This window comes from Mesonia aquimarina, from assembly GCF_003667275.1.
Classification (GTDB): Bacteria; Bacteroidota; Bacteroidia; order Flavobacteriales; family Flavobacteriaceae; genus Mesonia; species Mesonia aquimarina.
Window position 1 is genome coordinate 113,083 of record NZ_RCNV01000002.1, and the last position, 20,979, is coordinate 134,061.

Genomic DNA, 20,979 nt, shown 5'->3' on the forward strand with positions numbered 1-20,979 from the left:
TAATTAAAATTTCAGTTTCAAAACTATACTTAACGTTGATTTTCAGCCTCATACTAAAGTGCCAAATCGCTCATACTTTTGTATAAAATAGGAATTTTAAATGATCTGAAGCTCTTTTGCAATTTGAACTGCTTGCGTTCTTCGCTTTGCATTTAATTTTGAAAGTAAACTGGAAACGTGCGTTTTTATAGTGCTTTCTGAAAGAAATAATTTCTCGGCAATTTCTTTATTAGATAAACCTTCAGAAACTGCTTGTAAAACTTCATATTCACGATTGGTAATTTCCAATTCTTCAATTTTATTGGCGTCAATTTCAGATTGTGGTTGATTTTCTTTTTTCTGCTGAAGACTTTTTTTGTTTAAAACCACACCAATTCCAAAAAATACCAGTGCAATTATTGCGATGACAATTTCAATAGTTACATTTCCAGTAATAAGCGAATATTCTCCTAATTGAAATAACAATAAGATTGAAAAAATTAAAGCGGCAAAAACCAGAATTGTTTTTTTCATAAACCTTTAGGCATTTACAATTTTCGCTTTTATTTTATCGACAATAGTTTGCGCAAGTTTTTCTTTACTTTCTATTGTCCAACCTGCAATATGCGGAGAAAGCAACACGTTTTCGGCTTCAATTAAATACTGAAAAGCTTCCGGCATTTCCATTTTAGAAGTGAATAAATTTTCGAACGATGTTTTCTCATATTCCAATACATCGAGTCCGGTGCCTAAAATTTTTCCGCTTTTTAAAGCTTCAACTAAATCATTCGTAACTACACTTTTTCCTCTTCCCGTATTGATAAACCAAAATGGTTTTTGAATCGAGTTTATAAATGTTGAATTTACTATGTTTTTGGTCTCTTCAGTCAATGGCGTATGTAAACTAACAACGTCTACTTTTTGTTGAAATTCAGCAAGCGAAACTTGTTTTGCATCTTTATTTGCTACGTTTTCTTGAATATCGTAACACAAAACTTCGCAATCAAAACCGCGTAATTTTTTGGCAAAAGCTTTTCCCATATTTCCGTAACCGATAATTCCCACGGTTTTTCCGTCTAATTCATAACCACGATTTTCCTCGCGTTTCCAAATTCCGTTTCGTACTTCTTGGTCGGCTTTTCGTAATTTATTCAACAAACCTAATAACATGGCTAAAGCGTGTTCGCCAACTGCATTTCTATTTCCTTCGGGTGCAGAAAATAATTTTATTCCTTGTTTTTTAGCAAAATCGGTGTCGATATTTTCGAGACCCGCCCCTAAACGTCCGATGAATTTTAAATTATTTGCAGCTGTTAAAAATTGTTTATCCAGCGTGAATCGGCTTCTAATAATTACTCCCTCATAATTTGAAATTTTCTGTTCTATAGTTTCTTTGGAAGAAGTATAATCTTCATGGTTTTCAAAACCAAGTTCAGTTAATTGTTGAATTAATAAGGGGTGATTGCTATCGAGGTGAAGAATTTTCATGATTATTCGAAATAAGGATGTGTAATTTCAGGTGTAATTCGAGTGGGTTTTTGCTTTTTTAAATCGATTAAACACCAAGTGGTTTTTGCTTTTACCACCATTTTATTATCGCTTTCGCGGAATATTTCTGTGCAACGTTGACTTTTAATATTTCCGTAGTTTTCGATCCACGTTTTTAGAATCAATTTTTCCCCTTTAAAAGAAGGTCGTTTATATTCAATAAAATGATCTAAAACCACCCAACCTACTTTATTTCTAATTTCTTCTGAAGTTTTAGTTTTCCAATGTTTTTCGGCCACATCTTGAATCCATTGTACGTAAGTCACATTATTAACGTGGTTTAATTGGTCAATTGCAGATTCAGGAATCGTAATGGTATATTGAAATGAAATAGGTTTCATAAAGGCGCTTTAGCCTCAAAGATAATTATATTCTTAATTGATTGGCACCGCCAAAGGGTTTAATACGCCTATACTTGCCTCGAAACTTAAAATTTGTTTCTTAACCAATGCCTCGCGGGCTTGCCCCGAGGTCGTTTACTTGAAATGAAAAATTACTGAATCTGTGTTGCGTTAAGGGTTACTCACTCACATTATCTTATTGGTATTTGTGACTGCTAGCATTTGTAGTGATAGCTTTTTGAAGTGAAACGGAAAAAACTACAAACGGAAAGCCTGACCCGAAGGGAAACGTTCAGGTTATGAAAAAAGTTGATTAAGAATTTCTAAGGATTTTGGCTTTCTAAATCCTTGTAAATGCAATTGAAAATATAGCAACAGCATTTCTAAAAAACTTTGTCGCCTTATCTTATTAAGTTTAATACTAGCAAAATTATCATAATCAGATTTTAAAAATTGCTTTAAAAGTTCTGAATTTTGGTTACTAATACAGTATTTATTAGTTTCAGCAATCTGAAAATCACCATCTAACAAATTAAAATAAGGGTGTTTTGTCGAAGATAAATTAGGAGAAAAACCTAAATAGTGTGTGAGATGGACCAAAAAAAACAGGTGGAAATTTGCAAATTTTTCCAATTCATCTAGTTTTTGAAAAGCTTGACTTAGAAAACGATATAAGGCTATATTTTCTTCTTCTTCTTGAATTGTATTTTTTAATGTTTCGGCCAAAAACATACTAATTGAAGACTTATAAATATCCGTGTGTAAATTTTTATAAGGAATATCTATTTTCGCCTCGCGAATACTTTCTAAAGTATTTTTATTCTTATGGTTTGCTACAATTTCTAATTGTGTAAGCGACTGAAACATAGCTTTCTTCAGCTTTCCTTTTTTTGATTTTAAAATATTACGCAGTAAATAGGTTTTTATACCGCTACTTTCTGTAAAACAAGTTACAATAAGGTCTGCCTCTGAGTAGCGAAGGCTATGAATTACAATTGCTTTTGTAGTAATAAGCATTACCGGATGATCATAATTTTTGCCACTTTTGTTTCTAATTGATCTTCTGAAGTTATTAAAACCATATAAACCCCCGAAGCTACTTTATGTTTTCCGAAAGCCTTTGTATCCCATTGCACACTGCCTCCCTCTGAAAATTCTTCGTATACTAAATTTCCTTCAATATCCGTAATTTTTACGTTTGCATTCTCCATTAATCCATCTATTGTTACCAAACCGTTGTACTGTGGACGCACGGGATTAGGGTATGCCCTAACATTTTCTAAATTATCTGCTGTGGCTGTTGCCGTGCCTCGAAAAGCTAACAAGCCTTTATCGGTGCCAATGTAAACTTTTCCGGAAGCGTCATCAATTGCGATATCTGAAATAGTATTTGAAGGTAATGGGGAGTTATCTTTGGTGAATTGATAAATCGTCTCTTGCCCATTTGATGAAAGGTAAAAAGCCCCTGCACCTGTTGCAATCCATTTATTATTATTACCATCTACAGTAATACCAATAATGTTGAGACCGGCAAGTAATTCTTGTGCGACACCATCTTCATCCTCTATAATAATTTGATTAGTGCTAACATTAGAGTTCTCAAACATTCCTGCTGGATTAAATAAAACACGTAAACCTCTACTTGTACCTACCCAAAGTTGATTATTGTTATCTAAAGCTAAAGAATTCACATAGTTTTCTGGTAGATTCCCAGCTCCTTCACCTCCCTCTACTTTTGCAAAACTATTTGTTGCTGGGTTATAGCCTATGATACCATTACTATAACTTCCAAAGTAAATGTTTCCAATATTATCGATTACTAATTCCGTTAAGCCTAAATTATCTCCTGTTGCATCAGGTACTATTTCAGTAATATCAAATGTTTCAATTTGGTTATTCTCTATATCTAACTTAAATAAGCCTTTTTCAACTTTAGAAGCATTGCCCCACAAATTCCCTTCTCTATCAAATGCAGCTCCATTTACCCAAACATCGGTTGTTAAAGCTGTACCTACTACCGACTCAAGAGAAGAATTGCTAGCATCATAACGGTTAGCTATTTCTTCATTTTGTATATCAACTATACCATCAAAATAAGAACTTAAAATTACTTGACCAGTTTGTGCAGGATTTATAGTTGCTTTTACAATATTCCTCGCATTTAGCATAAAATAAGGAGTGTTAAACCATTCATCATTAATTAAATGACTAATTCCTCTTGAATTTATTGGAAATGCATTTAAAAACCCATCATATTCTCCATAGGTAACCCAAACCTCATTTGGAATAGTCTCTAAATCGAATACATCATTCTGGATAGGTCCCGAAGGACTTAAAAAATTAAATTGAAAGGGGTTTGTAGTACGGGTTTGCAGAAGGCCTTGAGTATTATCTCCGATAAAAATCTCACCTAAGTAAATTAAAGCTGCACTATAGTTTGTAGACATCCCTGAAGGGCTTCCGATATTTGCGACGGGATTTAAAACTTGATCATATATTTTAACACCGTTAATTAATGTTACCACCAATTGATCATTATTTACACGAAGATCTGAAATAGTACTGTTAAACTGTAGTTCTTGAACAAAATCATTTTGCTGTAAACGCAATAATGAGTTTGATTCGTCGATTACATACAAGGAATTGGAAAGACTTACAACTCCCAGAAAAGTGCCGGAAGAAATAGTTTGCCAAACACTAAAATCAATTAAATTAGGATTAGTAACTCCAGCATAACGAACCCCGTTTTCTTTAGTTGCTGCGTAAATTCTATTTTGATAAACGGTGGTTTGAGTAACTGCTAATCGACTTCCGCCATCGCCAATAAAATAAGTGTCACCAAATTCTAAATTCGCTAAATTAAATTCTGAAATACCATATTCTGTAGCTATAAATAAACGATCATTAAACTCAAAAAAATGATTGATTTTTCTTTCTGGCGGTGGAATGGTTTGTTTTTCTACAATATCTATAAAACTAGTGACTTTTTCTTCGTTTGTGTTATAAACATCAATCAAGCCATTTTCATATCCAATTATCAAAAGGTTATAACCCCCAGAATAATGAATTGTAGAAATACTTTCTCCAGAAAGTCCATTAACGGATGATATTTTTTCAATTTCGCCTGTGTTTCTTTGATAAGTAAAAACCGCATTTTCTGCTGCAGCATAAACTTTTCCATTCCCGTAAGAAACATCTTTTATTTGATTATACGAGAATAAATCTTCCCAACTATTGCTAAAATCTTGTGAGATAACGAGGCTGGGGATTAAACAAAAAAGTATGATAAAATATTTCATTAAGCAAGCATGTGTATTTCTATTAACTTATGGTGTTAGCTTTTATTGCTTTATATATACAAAGATAAGCGGTAAACAAAAAAAGCCGCAAAATAAATGCGGCTTTTAAAATATTTTTAAAATTACTTTTAAACTGCTCCTTGCGCTAGCATTGCGTCGGCAACTTTTACAAAACCGGCAACATTTGCTCCTTTTACATAATCTACATAACCGTTTTTATCGGTTCCGTACTTTACGCAAGCTTCGTGAATATCGTGCATAATGGTAAATAATTTCTTATCTACTTCCTCTGCTGACCAACTTAAACGAAGTGAATTTTGAGACATTTCTAGTCCAGAAGTTGCAACTCCACCAGCATTTGATGCCTTTCCTGGAGAAAATAAGATTTTTTCTTTATGAAAAACTTCAACAGCTTCTGGTGTACAAGGCATATTTGCGCCTTCTCCTACTACAAAACAACCATTTTTCACTAAGGTTTCTGCATCTTCTTCTTGCAATTCATTTTGTGTCGCACAAGGTAAGGCTACATCACATTTTTCTCCCCAAGGTGTTTTTCCTTCGGTATATTTTGCTTTAGGATATTCGTTTAAATATTCTTTTATACGTCCTCTTTTTTCATTTTTCAGCTCCATTACAAAAGCTAATTTTTTCTCGTCTATTCCTTCTTCATCGTAAATATATCCTGAAGAATCTGAAAGTGTTACTACTTTTCCGCCAAGTTGCGTTACTTTTTCAGCAGCGTATTGCGCTACATTTCCAGAACCTGAAATTACAACCGTTTTTCCTTCAAAAGTTTCGCCTTTAGTTTTCAGCATACTTTGTGCAAAATACACGTTTCCGTATCCAGTAGCTTCTGGTCTAATTAAAGAACCACCATAAGAAAGACCTTTTCCTGTTAAAATTCCGGTAAACTCGTTTTGCAAACGTTTATATTGACCAAACATAAAACCAACTTCACGTGCACCTACACCAATATCTCCGGCAGGAACATCTGTATTGGCTCCAATATGTTTAGATAATTCTGTCATAAAGCTTTGGCAAAAACGCATTACTTCATTATCAGATTTTCCCTTAGGGTCAAAATCTGAACCTCCTTTACCACCACCCATTGGTAATGTAGTTAAGCTGTTTTTAAATACTTGCTCAAAGGCTAAAAATTTAAGGATACTTAGGTTTACTGAAGGGTGAAAACGCAATCCGCCTTTGTATGGGCCAATTGCTGAGTTCATCTGAATACGGAACCCTCGGTTAATCTGAACTTCTCCGTTATCATCTGTCCATGGTACTCTAAACATGATTACACGTTCTGGCTCTACCATGCGCTCTAAAAGCTTTTTGTTTTGGTATTTTTTATTTTCTTTAATAAATGGAATTACAGTTTCTGCAACTTCTCTTACAGCCTGCATAAATTCAGGCTCATTGGCGTTTCTTTTAGAAACAGAATCCAAAAAATCTTTTACACTTTTTTCCATAATTTATTGTAAAATGTGGTTTTAAAAAATCAAAAGTCAACTAGTTATGCAAATATATAGGTTATAAAATGAAGCGGACTTAATTTTTTTGCATTCTTGTTAATTTTAAGGTTTTTTTAGGCTTAGTTTTTTAAAAATTCTTCTAGTGAAGAAAAAAAGCTTCAGAAAAAATACTGAAGCTTTTCAAATTTCTATTAATGCGATCTCAAATTTTTAACCAAGCGCTTGTTTTAAATCTTCAATAAGATCATGCTTATCTTCAACGCCAACACTCAATCTAATTAAAGAATCTAACACGCCGGTTTTCTTACGTTCTTCAGCAGGAATAGAAGCGTGTGTCATACTTGCCGGATGACCCGCTAAAGACTCTACACCGCCTAAAGATTCTGCTAGTGTAAATACTTTTAGTTTTTCAACAAAAGCAACGGCATCTTTTATATTGTCTCTTTTGGTTGTAAATGAAACCATACCGCCAAAATCGCTCATTTGTTTTTTAGCAATTTCATGATTTGGATGATTTTTTAATCCCGGCCAATATACATTAGCAACTTTTGGATGGTTATTTAGGAAATCTGCTACAGCTTTTCCATTTTCGCAATGACGTTGCATTCTTAAATGAAGCGTTTTGATACCACGCAATACCAAGAAACTATCTTGTGGACCCGCTACCCCGCCACTTGCATTTTGTATAAAGTATAGTTTTTCTGCTAAAGCATTGTCTTTAATAACTAGAGCTCCCATAACTACATCACTATGACCGCCCAAATACTTTGTGGCGCTATGCATAACTATATCAGCTCCTAAGTCTAACGGTTGTTGTAAGTAAGGTGTAGCAAATGTGTTATCTACGCCTAATAAAACATTATGTTTTTTGGCGATTTTTGAAACTGCCTCAATATCAATAATCTTCATCATTGGATTAGTGGGCGATTCTATCCAAATCAGTTTCGTATTGTCAGTAATATGTTTTTCAATTTCGCTGGCATCTTGCATCCCTATAAAATTGAATTTAATTCCAAAATCTTTAAAAATACTAGTAAACAAACGGTAAGTACCACCATACAAATCGTTGGTTGAAACAATTTCGTCACCGGGCTTTAATAATTTCAACACAGCATCTATGGCTGCTAAACCTGAAGCAAAAGCTAAACCGTGTTTTCCATTTTCAATACTTGCCAACGAGTTTTCTAATGCTGAACGCGTTGGATTTCCGCTACGAGAATATTCAAACCCATTATGCCCTCCTGGTGTAGATTGAGAATAGGTTGAGGTTTGATATATAGGCGGCATCACCGAACCATAGGCCGGGTCAACACTTTCTTGCCCTCCATGAATGGTTTTTGTATTGAATTTCATAATTTTATTTTAAAGTTTAAGCAAATGTAGCATTCACTTTGGGCATAAAAAAAATACCACTTATCTTTAATCACAGTTTAACATATCTCTATTCTATGAAAAAAATTGCCTTGCTTTTTTGTTTATGCTTTGCTTTTACTGGCTGTTTAGATGACCCAAAAAAGCAACCTGCTACTGAAGAAAAAAATAATAATCAACCAAAAGAAGAATTAGCTTTCACAACTGTGGCTCTAAATAGCAAAACTATTGAAGGCTGCGCAGAAAAAGAATGTCCTCGAGTGCAAGTAAGTTATCTTAAAGCAGAGAACAGACCAACAATTTCAGAAAACATTAATAGAATAAATGAAAAAAACTTAATAGGAATTTTTAGTGCGCCGGAAGAAAAAAAACCAGATCCGGAGAACTTAGAAAAAGCAATTGAGCATTTTATTACTGATTATTTTTCTTTTAAAGAAGAATTTCCTGAATCTCCGGCAGATTATGAGGCTGAAATTTCTCAAGAAATGCTTTACCAAAATGATTCCTTATTCGTGATTAAAACAAATTTTTATCTTTTTACCGGTGGCGCTCATGGGTATGGCGCTACAAGGTTTCAACATTTTAGTACCACTACCGGAAATGATTTAACCCAAGCTGATTTACTTTCAGATAAAACAGCATTTACGGCTTATGCTGAAAAAAAATTCAGAGAAAAATTTAATATTCCTTCTGGCGAAACCATTAACAGCACCGGTTTTTTCTTTGATGATAATACCTTTACTTTACCCGAAAATATGGCAGTAACCAACGATAGTATTCAACTTGTTTACAATCGATATGAAGCTGCTAGTTATGCTGAGGGCGAATTAAAACTTTCGTTGCCAAAAAGCGAAGTTCAACAATGGATTAATTATTAAAAAACAATAGTTTGAAAAAAGTATATTACCTTTCTACTTGTGATACCTGCAAAAGGATTCTTAAAGAAGTGGAGCTGCCTGAAAATTTTGAAAAACAAGATATTAAAAAAGAGCCGTTAACTAAAAATCAAATAGAAAAACTACACGAAAAAACCAGTAGTTATGAAGCTCTATTTAACAAACGTGCTCAACTTTATAAGAAAAGAGATCTTAAAAATAAAAACCTGACAGAAGAAGATTTTAAAGAGCTTTTGCTAGAACATTATACTTTTTTAAAACGACCAGTTTTTGTTGTAGACAATCAAATTTTTGTAGGTAATAGCAAAAAAACTGTACAAGAATTAAAAGCTTTTTTAGAGGCTTAAGGGTTAAAAAAAGTGGCTGTCTAAAAAGTCTATTTTTGTCAACCTAAACTTGATTAAGGTTCTCTTACTGATTTGTTTTTCACTATGAGATTCTAAAATAAATTCAGAATGACGCTTTTTTAATCTTTTTAGACAGCTACTTTTATGTAGAAACTCTTCAATTAAATTTTTCCCTTTAAATCCTTAGGTTTTACTTGATGTTTACGCGTATCCTCTTTTGTTAATACTTTAAAATCTTCGGTCTTATCTAAGTGTTCTAAATTGTAAAATAACTTTTCTGGAAGCTCTATTAATTTTCTGGTTTTTAAATCTATCCACGAACCCATCATTTCGCAACGCGCACAATTTTTACCATTGTGATCGTAAATATTGTGTAGAAATTCAAAAAACATACCGTCCTTAGAAAGCCCCTTTAACTCTAAAGAAACCTTTACCGGTTTTTCTGATAAAATTTCTTTGAAATAATAAACGTGTTCATAAAAAACCACCGGACCAATATTGTGTTTGGCTAGTTCATCTTGACCAAATCCATTTTCAATTAAATAGCTCATCCTTGTGTGGCTCATAAAATTCAAATAAGCCGAATTCGCCAAATGTCTATTGGCATCGATATCGCTCCAACGGATTTCAAATTCTTTTAAATACATAAAGCTTTTTTTTCAAAAATACACATAAATAGTATGCATGCATAACAAAAGCTTGTTAAAGCAAATCTATCTTTTCAATTTCTCGAACTGATAAATTACAGCGAAATAATTTTCCGTAAATTTGTGCAACTTTTAATTTAAAGAAATGATCCAGTCCATGACAGGTTTTGGAAAGCAAGTTATAGAGCTTTCTCAAAAAAAAATTAGCATTGAAATAAAATCACTTAACAGTAAGAATTTAGATTTAAATGCGCGCATGCCATCGCAATATCGCGAAAAAGAGCTGCAATTGCGTAATTTAATTTCCAAAAACATGGGCCGCGGAAAAGTAGATTTTTCGCTTTATGTAGAAATTACCGGCGAAGAAACTACCGCTTCAGTAAACGCTTCTGTCGTAAAAAAATACATCAATCAGCTGCGGGATTTAAAGCTTGCAGGAATTGGCAGCAATCAAGATGCAGATTTACTAGAAATGGCTATGCGTCTCCCAGACGCCTTGAAAACCCAACGCGAAGAAATTGATGAAGATGAATTTATTGCCATAGAAAACGGTGTAAAACAAGCGCTTGTAGAAATTAATCAATACCGCTCTGATGAAGGAAAAGCGCTGGAAAAAGATTTTAAGCTTCGGATAGAAAATCTTCAAAACCTGTTGGCACAAGTTATAGAAATTGATCCTGAAAGAATTGAAGGTGTCAAAGAACGCTTGCAAAAAGCAGTAGGAGAACTTAAAGAAAATGTAGATGAAAATCGTTTTGAACAAGAACTGATTTATTACCTCGAAAAATACGATATTACCGAAGAAAAAATTCGACTAAAAAATCATTTAAGCTATTTTGAAGAGAGCTTAAACTCAGAAGATTCTAACGGAAAAAAATTAGGTTTTATCGGACAAGAAATCGGTCGTGAAATCAATACCATTGGGAGCAAGTCTAATTACGCACCTATGCAAAAATTAGTGGTACAAATGAAAGATGAGTTAGAAAAAATAAAAGAACAATTGCTAAACGTTTTATAATGATTGAAGGAAAGTTAATTGTATTTTCGGCACCATCAGGATCAGGAAAGACTACCATTGTACGCCATCTTTTAAAGCAAAAAGAACTCAATTTAGATTTTTCTATTTCAGCAACCTCAAGAGCTCCAAGAGAAGAAGAAATTGATGGAAAAGATTATCACTTTTTATCCTTAGAAGAGTTTAAAAAACGCATAAAAGAAGACCAATTTTTAGAGTGGGAAGAGGTTTATCGCGATAATTTTTATGGCACATTAAAAAGTGAAGTAGAACGTATTTGGGCAAATGGAAAACACGTAGTTTTTGACATTGATGTTGTTGGCGGATTAGATATAAAACACATTTACCCAGAAAAAACCTTAGCCGTTTTTGTTGAACCACCAAGTATAGAAGAGCTAAAAAAGCGACTAAAAAAACGCCAAACCGAAACAGAAGATCGTATCAATATGAGAATTGCGAAAGCTTCTATAGAAATGGCCACAGCACCGCAGTTTGATTTTATTATTGTAAATAACGATTTGCAAACTGCTTTAGACGAAGCCTATAATTTAGTCAAAGATTTCATTCAAAAATAAACGTAGTGAACAAAAAAGTAGGATTATATTTTGGTACGTTTAACCCAATTCACATTGGCCATATGGTCATTGCAAACCATATGGCAGAGTTTACCTCTTTAGATGAAGTATGGCTTGTGGTAACGCCGCACAATCCTTTTAAAAAGAAAAGCTCTTTGTTAGAAGATTATCATCGGTATGAATTGGTGTATCGCGCTACCGAGAATTTTGATCACATCAATCCTTCTAATGTAGAGTTTAACTTACCACAACCCAATTATACCGTTAATACTTTAATTCATTTAGAAGAAAAATATCCGGAAATAGATTTTGCTTTAATCATGGGCGAAGACAATTTAAATACGCTTCATAAATGGAAAAACAATGAAGTAATTTTAAACCGTCATGAAATTTTTGTTTACCCAAGAATTACAAAAAGCAAAAAAGATTCGCCACTTAGAAATCATGAAAAAGTAACCCTAGTCGATGCACCGGTAATGGAAATCTCTTCAACCTTTATTAGAAAAGCCATAAAAAAAGAAAAAGATATACGCCCCTTACTACCTACAAAAACCTGGGAATATATTGATGAAATGAATTTTTATCGATAAAAAATTCATATAAAAAGCCGCTTTACTAAATTAACTTCAGTAAAACGGCTTCAACTAAATAACCAACCAAAAAATCTATATTGATAACGAGCGCATTTCCATAAAAATTGTGCTCTTTTTCAACTAAATATGTTAAAGTTCTAAAGACTTCCTTTCACATCTTTATAGCCATACTTTAAAATTTGCGTATTTTTGAAATAGAATAAAATGTACTATGGAAAACACCCCAAATTTTGCAGTAATAGGAGGAGGAAGCTGGGCAACAGCAATTGTAAAAATGCTTTGCGAAAATGTAGCAACCGTACATTGGTATATGAGAAATACAGTTGCCATAGAGCATATTCAAAATGAAGATCACAACCCAAATTATCTGAGTTCTGTAGAGTTTGATGTAAGCCAATTACACTTAACCAATAAGATTGATGAAGCTGTAGCTGAAGCAGACATTGTTATTTTTGCCATTCCTTCTGCATTTTTAAAAAGCGAATTAGATAAATTAAGCATTCCGCTAAAAGACAAAATTATTTTTAGCGCTATTAAAGGAATTGTTCCCGAAACCAGCCTAATTGTTGGCGAACACTTTCATGAACATTACGAAATTCCATTTGAAAATATTGGTGTTATAACTGGTCCGTGCCACGCAGAAGAAGTTGCCTTAGAACGATTGTCGTATATTACCATTGCTTGTGCAAACGAAGACAACGCAAAATTATTAGTAAAATACCTTAGCAGCGATTACATAAAGTGTAAAACCAGCGAAGATATTATTGGTACAGAATACGCTGCTATGCTTAAAAACATTTATGCTATTGCAGCCGGAATTGCACACGGGCTTGGATATGGCGATAATTTTCAGAGTGTTTTAATGAGTAATGCCATTCGCGAAATGAAGCGGTACATCAAAAAGACCTACAAAATGAAACGAAACATTAACGACTCAGCTTATTTAGGTGATTTATTAGTAACCGGTTACTCCATTTTTAGTCGAAATAGAATGTTCGGAAATATGATTGGAAAAGGCTACACCGTAAAAAGTGCAAAAATGGAAATGAGCATGGTTGCTGAAGGTTATTACGCCACCAAAAGCGCTTATGAAATAAATAGAGCCAAGAAAAAGAAGAAAGCAAAAACACCTATTATAAATGCGGTTTATAGTATTCTTTACGAGAATAAAAACCCGAAAAAAGTATTTTTAAAACTCACCGATAAGCTCGATTAATCATCTTTATATTTTAATTTTTTGAAAAACTCAGCTTTAAAAGGAGGAATATTAGTCGCACTTGGCGCTTCTTGTTACGGAGTTTTAACCACGTTTGTAAAACTAGCTTATCAAGAAAATTTAACGCCGTATGAAGTTACTTTTGCACAATTATTATTAGGCTACTTAGGATTAGTTGTGTTAGATTTCGTCTTAAAAAGGAGTTCTTCTGCAAAAAGAAAAGTAAAACCGACTCGAAAAAATATTATTCAATTAGTTTTAGCCGGAACTTCTCTTGGTTTAACCAGCATATTTTATTATTTATCGGTACAATATATTAGTGTTTCAATTGGCATTGTACTGCTTATGCAAAGTGTTTGGATGGGCGTTGTGGCAGATGCCGTTATTTCTAAAACCTTCCCGAATTTTTTAAAACTAACAGCTGTTATTATCATTTTATGCGGTACACTTTTAGCCACTAATATTTTCTTTGAAGAAATCACACTCGACCTTAAAGGTGTTTTGCTTGGCTTGCTAGCAGCCGCTTCATATACAGTAACTATTTACACCTCCAATAGTGTTGCACTAAACCTAAGGTCTCTTTCCAGAAGCAAGTGGATGACATTAGGCGGTTTATTAGTTGTGATACTATTTACAGCTCCACAACTTCTTCAAAATTTTAATGCTGAAATATTTTTAAAATGGGGACTTATCTTGGCTGTATTAGGTGCTGTTTTACCTCCAATTTTATTGACTTCAGGAATGCCAAAAATTAATGTGGGTTTAGGTGTAATTATAACAGCTTTAGAACTTCCTGTTGCTGTTTTAATGGCTTATTTTATATTGGATGAACGTGTTTTCTTTTGGCAATGGGCAGGAATTATATTAATTCTTTTTGCCATTGTAGTTATGAATCTGCGGAAAGTAAAAAAAGCTTAGTCTGCTAAAATTCCTTCTTCTTTCATCAACGGAATTTCTCCTTGAGCCGATTCTTTTATCGTATTTTTTTTGAATAAAAACTTCTTGTGAAACATCGTATTTTCAGCAAAATAAGAAACCGAAAACTCATTGTTCAACTTTAAAATTTCCGGTTGAAGTAATTCTACTTTCGCAAAAGACTTAGCCGGTAAAATTTTTAAACTATGCCGCATTGTAGAGGTAATATCCTTCTTATCGGAACCGGAAGAAACAATTAAAACCGTTTCTATAGGAAAGTTATTTTCATTTAAAATATAAACATTCCAATCGTGCGTTCTAAAATCTTTATTCCACTCGCGTACTGCCGCTAAATAAACGCCTTTTACCTCTGGTATTTCAATATCTTTTTTCAAGAATTAATCGTTTAAGCGATGTTTAATTTTAAAATAAATTATCGATAAAATTATTGCGGCAACCGCTAATAAAATTAATCCGATCGTAATTTTTAATAAAGCGATGATAAAGGTTACATAAATAATTACGCCAAATACAATAATTGCTAATACAAAAAAGCCAAATTTTTTCATCTATAATACAGATTTAAATTGCTCTAAAAAACGAACATCATTTTCGTAAAACATTCTTATATCACTTATTTGATATAGCAGCATTGCAATACGCTCTATTCCCATTCCAAAGGCAAAACCAGAATATTCATTCGGATCTATATTACAATTTTTCAATACATTAGGATCTACCATTCCGCAGCCCATAATTTCTAACCAACCGGTGCCTTTAGTAATTCTATAATCGGTTTCGGTTTCTAAACCCCAATAAATATCAACCTCAGCACTTGGTTCTGTAAACGGGAAATAAGACGGACGTAAACGAATTTTAGATTTCCCAAATAACTGTTTGGTAAAATAAAGTAAGGTTTGCTTTAAATCTGCAAAAGATACTCCTTTATCAATATACAAACCTTCTACCTGATGAAAAATACAGTGCGAACGTGCTGAAATGGCTTCGTTTCTGAAAACACGACCCGGAGAAATTGTTCTAATAGGCGGCTTGTTTTCTTCCATATAACGAACTTGCACACTAGAAGTGTGCGTTCGTAAAAGAATTTCTTCAGGATCGGTTTGAATAAAAAACGTATCCTGCATATCTCTAGCCGGATGGTATTCCGGAAGATTTAAAGCGGTAAAATTATGCCAGTCATCTTCCATTTCTGGTCCTTCAGAAACATTAAAGCCTATATTTGAAAAGATTTCTGTGATCTGATTTTTCACTATAGAAATAGGGTGACGCGAACCGATCTCAATAGGCTCGCCTGGCCTTGAAAGATCTCCATAAACTCCTTTTTCTTCTTGTTTACTTTCTAGCTCAGCTTTTAGCTGATCTACTTTTTGTTGCGCTGCTGTTTTTAATTGATTAATGCTTTGCCCAAATTCTTTTTTCTCTTCGTTCGGTACATTTTTAAATTCAGCAAAAAATTCATTTAAAACTCCTTTTTTTCCAAGAAATTTAATTCTGAACTTTTCTATCTCCTCTAAAGAATCAGCTGTAAAGCTTTCTACATCAACTATATAATTCTTAATCTTTTCGATCATGATTCGCTTCTATTAAAAGGCAAAGTTAATAAATTTAAACGCTTAAAAAACTTTATACAGCAGCTTCTTTTTTATCTTTAAAAATATAATTCATTAAAAAGAAAACAGCAACAGCTCCGAAACTATGCCAAAGCCAATGCGTACCCATTTCAAATAAATCTAGTCGTTTGTCTAAGATTCTAAAGAGTATTGCGAGACTAAAAGAGCCAACCGCGTAGAGAATTTGACTTCCGTTTTTAAAGCTAGTTTTAATAAGGTAAATCGCCACCGGAAGCAGTAAAGCTAAAGCCGTCCCGATATAACCGATAGAAATTTTGAATTTTGTCGGCCAATCGATTAACCTTACACCGAACAGAAGTAAAAATACCAATAGTAAAAGTCCTATTTTTTGAAGCCAATTATTACCGTCTTTAAATGTGAAATAAATTGAAACTGCCAAACACAGTACCATAATTGGTATCCAATCCATCAGCAACCATATTTCATGACTTCGGGTAGCGTGATAAATACTTCCGCCAATAAAACCAATAAACAATATTGGAATTGCAAAAGCTAAAAATAAATGTTGCTTATAATTCCTATAGACATGATAAGAAAAGTATATAATTATGACCAAAAATAATAGGTTGCTACACGTATTAAAAGGCTCTACAGGAAATCTTCCGGCAAGGGTTTCTTTGTAAATTGGTCCGCTATCATTCGGAAAAGTTAATAGTAAAGAAAATCCCTTCATCGATTAAATATATTCTTTTTCTTGAAAATATTGAACGATGGCTTCTTTCATCATAATAGCCTGTTCACCAGCTTTTAAAGCAGGTAATTGTTCTACAATTTTATAATGGGGCCAACCGTCTTCATCAATGTAATCAAAATCATAATAACCGTAAGGCTCCAGCAATCTACAAATTGCTATGTGCATTAAATCTATTTTATGATCTTTTTTAAATCTTCTATGTAATTGACCTAATTCTTGTACGCCAATTAAATAAATGATACCATCTAAATCTAAAATTTCTCCGTCTGCAAACTGATCTGAAAGTTTTTGTTGAACTTCTTCCCAGTTTTTCTTTAATTCTTCATCTCTTGCCATAGCCGCAAAGATAAGTAACTTCTTTTTCTAATTTAATTATATTTGGCTTATGAATATAATTGATATAATTATTGGGATAATTCTGCTTTTTGGCCTGGTTAGAGGTTTTATGAAAGGGTTTATTGTAGAGTTAGCTTCGCTTGTAGCCTTGGTTTTGGGAATTTATGGCGCCATAAATTTTTCGCATTTTGCTTTAGATTATCTAAACGACTATGTTTCTTGGGATCAAGAATATATTAAACTTGCAGCTTTTGCTTTAACCTTTTTACTGATCGTAATTCTAATTTTAATACTCGGAAAATTACTCACAAAACTTGCAGGATTAATTGCTTTAGGAATTGTAAATAGAATTTTAGGGGGTGTTTTTGGAACATTAAAATACGCTTTTATTATAAGTGTTTTGTTGATGCTTTTAAATGGCTTCAATAAAAACATTAGTTTTCTTGAGGATGAAAAAGTTGAGAATTCTGTATTATATAAACCTGTAGAAACTTTAGCTCCAATGGTTTTGCCTCCAGTATTAGAAGAGTTTGAGGAACAGAATCGATTTTCTATTGAATAAAAAAAGCTACCTACAATAGATAGCTTTTTTATTCAAAAATAATGAATGTTATAACATTTTTATCTTGCCTGTTTTTAACGAGTATACGCCGCCAACAATTTTTATTTCTCCATTGTTTTCCATTTCCTTGAGAATCGAACTTTTTTCTCGAATTCTATCTATGGTGAGTTTTACATTTTTTTCTACCACAGCCTGAACAAAATCAGGGTTTTTAGAAGTTTTTTCTCCATTAACCTCAACGGCCTTTACAGCAGGTTTTATATTTTCTAGCATCGAAGTTATATTGCCTAGCTCAACTCCATCACAAGCTGCACTTACCGCTCCGCAACTTTCATGGCCAAGGACAAAAACTAATTTGCTTCCGGCAACTTTGCAAGCGTATTCCATACTTCCAAGAATATCGGTGTTTTCAAAATTTCCTGCTACACGAGAAACAAAAATATCACCAATAGCTTGATCTAGAACTGTTTCTACCGGTACGCGGCTATCTACACAAGACAACACAACTGCTTTTGGGTGTTGACCTGCGGTTGCGCTTTCCACTAAAGTTTTATTATTTTTATCGTTTAATTTTTCTTCAATAAAACGTTTATTCCCTTCTAACAAGTCATTTAAAACTTGATCAGGTGTCATTACTTCTTGTTCTTTTTTGGTAATGATTTTATCTATTTTCATAACCTATAATTCTTTTGTTAAAATTAAAATTTATGCGGTTTGCTTTTTATCTTTTTCAAAAAACTTTTTATAACTATCTGGATTTTCTTCTACTCCACGTTCAGAGATAATTTTGATGGTTATATTTCTTTCTTTGGCTTGGATTGAAAATTCATCTAAAATCTCAATAACGTCATAATCTAAACTTCGTGTTTTACGAACATCTAATTCTAAAAAAGCATCGTCTGGCAAGTTATGAAGTTCTCGTGAAATTGCTCCCTTATTTAAAAAAGACACCTCTTCAGCTAAAGTCATTTTAAACTTATTATCGTTCACATCGTACCCTTCTTTATGTAAAAAATGTGAGTTTCTATAACTATTCAATAAAATCACAACAATTCCTACCGCTAAACCAAGGCCAATCCCTATTAATAAATCAGTAAATACAATACCTACTATTGTTACAATAAAGGGTAAAAACTGTTTATAACCTAGGTTAAACATTTGTTTGAATAAAGATGGTTTTGCTAATTTATACCCTACAATAAATAAAATAGCAGCTAAAACCGCTAAGGGTATTTTATTTAAAAGAAACGGAATTGTGATTACCGAAATAAGTAAAAAGAAGCCGTGAATTATTGCTGAAGCTTTTGTTTTTCCGCCAGATTGAATATTTGCTGAACTTCTTACAATAACTTGTGTAATTGGTAAACCTCCAATAAATCCTGAAACAATATTTCCTGTTCCTTGCGCAAAAAGTTCTCTATTGGTTGGTGTTATTCTTTTTTGTGGATCTAACTTATCAGTAGCTTCTACACATAATAATGTTTCTAAACTAGCTACTATGGCAATAGTTACACCGGTTATCCAAACTTGAGGATTAGTAATGGCGCTAAAATTAGGAAAAGTAAATTGACCAAAAAAGTCTGCTGCACTTTCTGGTACTGGAACTTGAACCAAATGGTCTGGAGAAATTGCAAACTCTCCGGTTCCGTTCATTGCAATATAATAAGCAACCCCGGCAACAACTGCCACTAAGGGTCCTGGTATAATTGTAAATATTTTGTGTTTTTTGCTTAATACTTTTTCCCACAAAAGCAAAATAGCTAATGAAATTACCGTAACCATTACAGCTCCAAGGGAAATATAATCTAACATATTTACAAGTTCTGTAAATGTGTTTTCACCATCAGATTGACTAAAACTTAATTCTCCATGAGCAACTTTATCGTACCCAAAAGCGTGTGGGATCTGCTTTAGAAAAATGATAATCCCAATACCGGCAAGCATTCCTTTGATTACCGAAGAAGGAAAATAATAGCCAATAACTCCGGCTTTTAAAACCCCTAACAATATTTGTAATGCGCCACCAATTACTACGGCTACTAGAAAATTCTCGAAACCTAATGTTGCAATGGCTCCTAATACTATTACAGCAAGTCCTGCTGCAGGTCCACTTACTCCTAACGAAGAACCGCTAATTGCACCAACTACAATACCCCCTACAATACCGGCTATTAATCCAGAAAACAACGGAGCGCCACTTGCTAGGGCTATTCCTAAACATAAAGGAAGTGCGACAAAAAACACCACTATACTAGCGGGTATATCTTTATTTAAATGTTTAAACATAGAAACTTTTTTAATAATTAAATGAACGTCAAATTTTAAAACATTTCTAATTTGCTTTTACACCTTGACTAAGTGTACAAATTAAATTTGGAAAAAGTTCTATGCCATTTCTGGAGGCGGAGAAAGCAGCTCAAAATAAATAATTTCAGTACTACGCTTGTAATGTATCTGAAAAGCTTTTTTATTTAAAACAGTAAAAACAAAATTTGGTTCACCTTCTGAAAATAATTTCCACTGATTTTCCTTTACGTTATTTTCATCGCTAGAGCCAGAAGTATGTTCTTCCTCTTCAGAAAAGTTGAATACATAAGAAACATCAGCATTATGCTTAATTAATGTAACCGCAGTGGGCGTGATTAAAAAAGCAGCAAAAAGAAGAATAAATATTACCGCTAATGTTTTCAAATCAATTGCTTTAAGAAAGCCAAGATAGAAAAAAAGCGGCAATTTTCCTATCAGCAGATTACTAAATAAGATATTAGAGTTTCTTTAAAGCCTCTTCTTTTACCCAGCCTTGCGTGCCATCGCTCAACTCAATTTTTACAAAACCACTAAAATCTTCGAGAACAGCAACTTTTGTTCCCTCGTGTAACAAAAATGATTTTTCTGCTCTATTATTTGGTTCGGTTTGTACAGCAATTTCTTCCGTGAAAATAATTGCAAATTGATTGTTTTGTTGAAGGTTGTATTGTTGAAAGGCAAAAATAAAACTAAGAATACAAAGAATAATACTTACCAAACTTAAACTAAAGAACAAACGCTTTTTTCTAGTTTGAACTGAAAAGTAATAGACCAAAAACAATGCTATAAATCCGATTGAAAAAATGATTGTTAGCCAAGCCCAACAATTAAAATTATAGGTTGAAATTAGATTATTAATCATTTTTGCCAGACCGGTTTTTGGCACTTCTTCTATGGCATCAATTTTCATGTTTTCAGCAAAAGACAGGTTATTTTTTATGTCCTCGTCATTCGGGTTTAACTGCAAGGCCTTTTCGTAATAGTAAATGCTTGGCGCTACGTGATTCAATTTGTAATGCGCATTTGCTAAATTAAAATACAAGGCAGTAGATATTTTATCTTGACTTAAAATTTGCTCATAATTCTCGATTGCTTTTTCGTAATTTCCATCATTATAAGCTTGGGTAGCATTTTCAAATAAAGCTTCAGGCTCTTGTGCGAAAATACTTGTTACGAAAAATAATGCGGCTATGTAAACTATATTTTTCATC

At 33.2% G+C, this 20,979-nt stretch carries 25 protein-coding genes; 8 read left to right on the forward strand and 17 right to left on the reverse strand.

The window, feature by feature from the left end:
• Positions 1-96 precede the first annotated feature (96 nt).
• The 7 genes from D9R05_RS15725 to D9R05_RS03960 all read right to left on the reverse strand — a co-directional run bounded on the left by D9R05_RS15725 (position 97) and on the right by D9R05_RS03960 (position 7,995).
• Positions 97-513, reverse strand: coding sequence for a LuxR C-terminal-related transcriptional regulator (locus D9R05_RS15725; RefSeq protein WP_121665934.1), 417 nt, complete (start codon positions 511-513; stop codon positions 97-99).
• Between the two features lie 6 nt (positions 514-519).
• Positions 520-1,467, reverse strand: coding sequence for a 2-hydroxyacid dehydrogenase (locus tag D9R05_RS03935; protein WP_121665935.1), 948 nt, complete (start codon positions 1,465-1,467; stop codon positions 520-522).
• Positions 1,468-1,469: 2 nt separating this feature from the next.
• Positions 1,470-1,868, reverse strand: coding sequence for an acyl-CoA thioesterase (locus D9R05_RS03940; RefSeq protein ID WP_121665936.1), 399 nt, complete (start codon positions 1,866-1,868; stop codon positions 1,470-1,472).
• Between the two features lie 297 nt (positions 1,869-2,165).
• Positions 2,166-2,885, reverse strand: coding sequence for a DNA repair protein RecO (recO, locus tag D9R05_RS03945; RefSeq protein ID WP_121665937.1), 720 nt, complete (start codon positions 2,883-2,885; stop codon positions 2,166-2,168).
• Positions 2,885-5,167: a type IX secretion system anionic LPS delivery protein PorZ gene (gene porZ, locus D9R05_RS03950; protein WP_121665938.1), complete on the reverse strand. Its 2,283-nt coding sequence runs from the start codon at positions 5,165-5,167 to the stop codon at positions 2,885-2,887. Before porZ ends, recO begins: the two co-directional genes overlap by 1 nt.
• A 128-nt stretch (positions 5,168-5,295) precedes the next feature.
• On the reverse strand, positions 5,296-6,639 hold the full coding sequence (gene gdhA / locus D9R05_RS03955; protein ID WP_121665939.1) for an NADP-specific glutamate dehydrogenase: 1,344 nt from the start codon (positions 6,637-6,639) through the stop codon (positions 5,296-5,298).
• A 213-nt stretch (positions 6,640-6,852) separates the two neighbouring features.
• On the reverse strand, positions 6,853-7,995 hold the full coding sequence (locus D9R05_RS03960) for a cystathionine gamma-synthase (protein ID WP_121665940.1): 1,143 nt from the start codon (positions 7,993-7,995) through the stop codon (positions 6,853-6,855).
• Between the two features lie 95 nt (positions 7,996-8,090).
• Between D9R05_RS03960 and D9R05_RS03965 the strand changes: the two genes are divergently transcribed.
• Both D9R05_RS03965 and D9R05_RS03970 read left to right on the forward strand, forming a co-directional pair.
• Positions 8,091-8,891, forward strand: coding sequence for a DUF3298 and DUF4163 domain-containing protein (locus tag D9R05_RS03965; protein WP_121665941.1), 801 nt, complete (start codon positions 8,091-8,093; stop codon positions 8,889-8,891).
• Positions 8,892-8,902: 11 nt separating this feature from the next.
• Complete coding sequence (locus tag D9R05_RS03970) at positions 8,903-9,256, forward strand: arsenate reductase family protein (protein WP_121665942.1); 354 nt, start codon at positions 8,903-8,905, stop codon at positions 9,254-9,256.
• Between the two features lie 161 nt (positions 9,257-9,417).
• On the opposite strand, the gene D9R05_RS03975 is transcribed toward D9R05_RS03970, so the two are convergent.
• Positions 9,418-9,903: an acyl-CoA thioesterase gene (locus tag D9R05_RS03975; RefSeq protein WP_121665943.1), complete on the reverse strand. Its 486-nt coding sequence runs from the start codon at positions 9,901-9,903 to the stop codon at positions 9,418-9,420.
• 145 nt (positions 9,904-10,048) lie between these two features.
• On the opposite strand from D9R05_RS03975, the gene D9R05_RS03980 reads away from it, so the two are divergent.
• From D9R05_RS03980 to D9R05_RS04000, 5 genes are all read left to right on the forward strand, one after another.
• On the forward strand, positions 10,049-10,921 hold the full coding sequence (locus D9R05_RS03980; protein ID WP_121665944.1) for a YicC/YloC family endoribonuclease: 873 nt from the start codon (positions 10,049-10,051) through the stop codon (positions 10,919-10,921).
• On the forward strand, positions 10,921-11,493 hold the full coding sequence (gene gmk / locus D9R05_RS03985; protein ID WP_121665945.1) for a guanylate kinase: 573 nt from the start codon (positions 10,921-10,923) through the stop codon (positions 11,491-11,493). The genes D9R05_RS03980 and gmk overlap by 1 nt, the downstream gene beginning before the upstream one ends.
• Positions 11,494-11,498: 5 nt before the next feature.
• Positions 11,499-12,083 (forward strand): nicotinate (nicotinamide) nucleotide adenylyltransferase, encoded by a 585-nt coding sequence (nadD, locus tag D9R05_RS03990; protein ID WP_121665946.1) that lies wholly within the window; start codon positions 11,499-11,501, stop codon positions 12,081-12,083.
• Between the two features lie 214 nt (positions 12,084-12,297).
• Positions 12,298-13,302: an NAD(P)H-dependent glycerol-3-phosphate dehydrogenase gene (locus tag D9R05_RS03995; RefSeq protein ID WP_121665947.1), complete on the forward strand. Its 1,005-nt coding sequence runs from the start codon at positions 12,298-12,300 to the stop codon at positions 13,300-13,302.
• Between the two features lie 21 nt (positions 13,303-13,323).
• A complete protein-coding gene (locus D9R05_RS04000; protein ID WP_121665948.1) occupies positions 13,324-14,220 on the forward strand; it encodes an EamA family transporter in 897 nt (298 codons plus the stop codon).
• Here D9R05_RS04000 and D9R05_RS04005 read toward each other — a convergent pair.
• From D9R05_RS04005 to D9R05_RS04020, 5 genes are read right to left on the reverse strand one after another with little or no spacing between them, the layout of a single operon-like run.
• Positions 14,217-14,612 carry a hypothetical protein gene (locus tag D9R05_RS04005; protein WP_121665949.1) on the reverse strand — a complete coding sequence of 132 codons (396 nt, stop codon included), beginning with the start codon at positions 14,610-14,612 and terminating at the stop codon, positions 14,217-14,219. The genes D9R05_RS04000 and D9R05_RS04005 overlap by 4 nt on opposite strands.
• A gap of 3 nt (positions 14,613-14,615) precedes the next feature.
• Entirely contained in the window at positions 14,616-14,786 is a 171-nt protein-coding gene (locus tag D9R05_RS15445; RefSeq protein WP_162984891.1) for a hypothetical protein, read from the reverse strand.
• The gene (gene pheS, locus D9R05_RS04010) at positions 14,787-15,809 is read right to left on the reverse strand and encodes a phenylalanine--tRNA ligase subunit alpha (protein ID WP_121665950.1); all 1,023 of its coding nucleotides are present in this window, start codon (positions 15,807-15,809) and stop codon (positions 14,787-14,789) included.
• Positions 15,810-15,861: 52 nt separating this feature from the next.
• The gene (locus D9R05_RS04015) at positions 15,862-16,542 is read right to left on the reverse strand and encodes a hypothetical protein (RefSeq protein WP_121665951.1); all 681 of its coding nucleotides are present in this window, start codon (positions 16,540-16,542) and stop codon (positions 15,862-15,864) included.
• Positions 16,543-16,545: 3 nt separating this feature from the next.
• Complete coding sequence (locus D9R05_RS04020) at positions 16,546-16,899, reverse strand: hypothetical protein (protein WP_121665952.1); 354 nt, start codon at positions 16,897-16,899, stop codon at positions 16,546-16,548.
• A gap of 49 nt (positions 16,900-16,948) precedes the next feature.
• On the opposite strand from D9R05_RS04020, the gene D9R05_RS04025 reads away from it, so the two are divergent.
• Positions 16,949-17,461, forward strand: a complete 513-nt coding sequence (locus D9R05_RS04025) for a CvpA family protein (protein ID WP_121665953.1) — start codon at positions 16,949-16,951, stop codon at positions 17,459-17,461.
• Between the two features lie 48 nt (positions 17,462-17,509).
• On the opposite strand, the gene D9R05_RS04030 is transcribed toward D9R05_RS04025, so the two are convergent.
• The 4 genes from D9R05_RS04030 to D9R05_RS04045 all read right to left on the reverse strand — a co-directional run bounded on the left by D9R05_RS04030 (position 17,510) and on the right by D9R05_RS04045 (position 20,978).
• Positions 17,510-18,136, reverse strand: coding sequence for a carbonic anhydrase family protein (locus D9R05_RS04030; RefSeq protein WP_121665954.1), 627 nt, complete (start codon positions 18,134-18,136; stop codon positions 17,510-17,512).
• A gap of 30 nt (positions 18,137-18,166) precedes the next feature.
• Positions 18,167-19,747: a SulP family inorganic anion transporter gene (locus D9R05_RS04035; RefSeq protein WP_121665955.1), complete on the reverse strand. Its 1,581-nt coding sequence runs from the start codon at positions 19,745-19,747 to the stop codon at positions 18,167-18,169.
• 99 nt (positions 19,748-19,846) lie between these two features.
• Positions 19,847-20,152 carry a hypothetical protein gene (locus tag D9R05_RS04040; RefSeq protein ID WP_162984892.1) on the reverse strand — a complete coding sequence of 102 codons (306 nt, stop codon included), beginning with the start codon at positions 20,150-20,152 and terminating at the stop codon, positions 19,847-19,849.
• A 73-nt stretch (positions 20,153-20,225) separates the two neighbouring features.
• Positions 20,226-20,978 (reverse strand): tetratricopeptide repeat protein, encoded by a 753-nt coding sequence (locus D9R05_RS04045; RefSeq protein WP_121665957.1) that lies wholly within the window; start codon positions 20,976-20,978, stop codon positions 20,226-20,228.
• Position 20,979 lies beyond the last annotated feature (1 nt).

Bases quoted from the DNA above. Each gene is read 5' to 3' on its own strand.
- D9R05_RS04015 (WP_121665951.1), bottom strand. From the start codon at position 16,542: ATGAAGGGATTTTCTTTACTATTAACTTTTCCGAATGATAGCGGACCA.
- gdhA (WP_121665939.1), bottom strand. From the start codon at position 6,639: ATGGAAAAAAGTGTAAAAGATTTTTTGGATTCTGTTTCTAAAAGAAAC.
- D9R05_RS03980 (WP_121665944.1), top strand. From the start codon at position 10,049: ATGATCCAGTCCATGACAGGTTTTGGAAAGCAAGTTATAGAGCTTTCT.
- D9R05_RS03975 (WP_121665943.1), bottom strand. From the start codon at position 9,903: ATGTATTTAAAAGAATTTGAAATCCGTTGGAGCGATATCGATGCCAAT.
- D9R05_RS04020 (WP_121665952.1), bottom strand. From the start codon at position 16,899: ATGGCAAGAGATGAAGAATTAAAGAAAAACTGGGAAGAAGTTCAACAA.
- D9R05_RS03965 (WP_121665941.1), top strand. From the start codon at position 8,091: ATGAAAAAAATTGCCTTGCTTTTTTGTTTATGCTTTGCTTTTACTGGC.
- D9R05_RS04025 (WP_121665953.1), top strand. From the start codon at position 16,949: ATGAATATAATTGATATAATTATTGGGATAATTCTGCTTTTTGGCCTG.
- porZ (WP_121665938.1), bottom strand. From the start codon at position 5,167: ATGAAATATTTTATCATACTTTTTTGTTTAATCCCCAGCCTCGTTATC.
- D9R05_RS03935 (WP_121665935.1), bottom strand. From the start codon at position 1,467: ATGAAAATTCTTCACCTCGATAGCAATCACCCCTTATTAATTCAACAA.
- D9R05_RS03940 (WP_121665936.1), bottom strand. From the start codon at position 1,868: ATGAAACCTATTTCATTTCAATATACCATTACGATTCCTGAATCTGCA.
- D9R05_RS15725 (WP_121665934.1), bottom strand. From the start codon at position 513: ATGAAAAAAACAATTCTGGTTTTTGCCGCTTTAATTTTTTCAATCTTA.
- D9R05_RS04035 (WP_121665955.1), bottom strand. From the start codon at position 19,747: ATGTTTAAACATTTAAATAAAGATATACCCGCTAGTATAGTGGTGTTT.
- D9R05_RS15445 (WP_162984891.1), bottom strand. From the start codon at position 14,786: ATGAAAAAATTTGGCTTTTTTGTATTAGCAATTATTGTATTTGGCGTA.
- recO (WP_121665937.1), bottom strand. From the start codon at position 2,885: ATGCTTATTACTACAAAAGCAATTGTAATTCATAGCCTTCGCTACTCA.
- D9R05_RS03995 (WP_121665947.1), top strand. From the start codon at position 12,298: ATGGAAAACACCCCAAATTTTGCAGTAATAGGAGGAGGAAGCTGGGCA.
- D9R05_RS04030 (WP_121665954.1), bottom strand. From the start codon at position 18,136: ATGAAAATAGATAAAATCATTACCAAAAAAGAACAAGAAGTAATGACA.
- D9R05_RS04045 (WP_121665957.1), bottom strand. From the start codon at position 20,978: ATGAAAAATATAGTTTACATAGCCGCATTATTTTTCGTAACAAGTATT.
- gmk (WP_121665945.1), top strand. From the start codon at position 10,921: ATGATTGAAGGAAAGTTAATTGTATTTTCGGCACCATCAGGATCAGGA.
- pheS (WP_121665950.1), bottom strand. From the start codon at position 15,809: ATGATCGAAAAGATTAAGAATTATATAGTTGATGTAGAAAGCTTTACA.
- D9R05_RS03960 (WP_121665940.1), bottom strand. From the start codon at position 7,995: ATGAAATTCAATACAAAAACCATTCATGGAGGGCAAGAAAGTGTTGAC.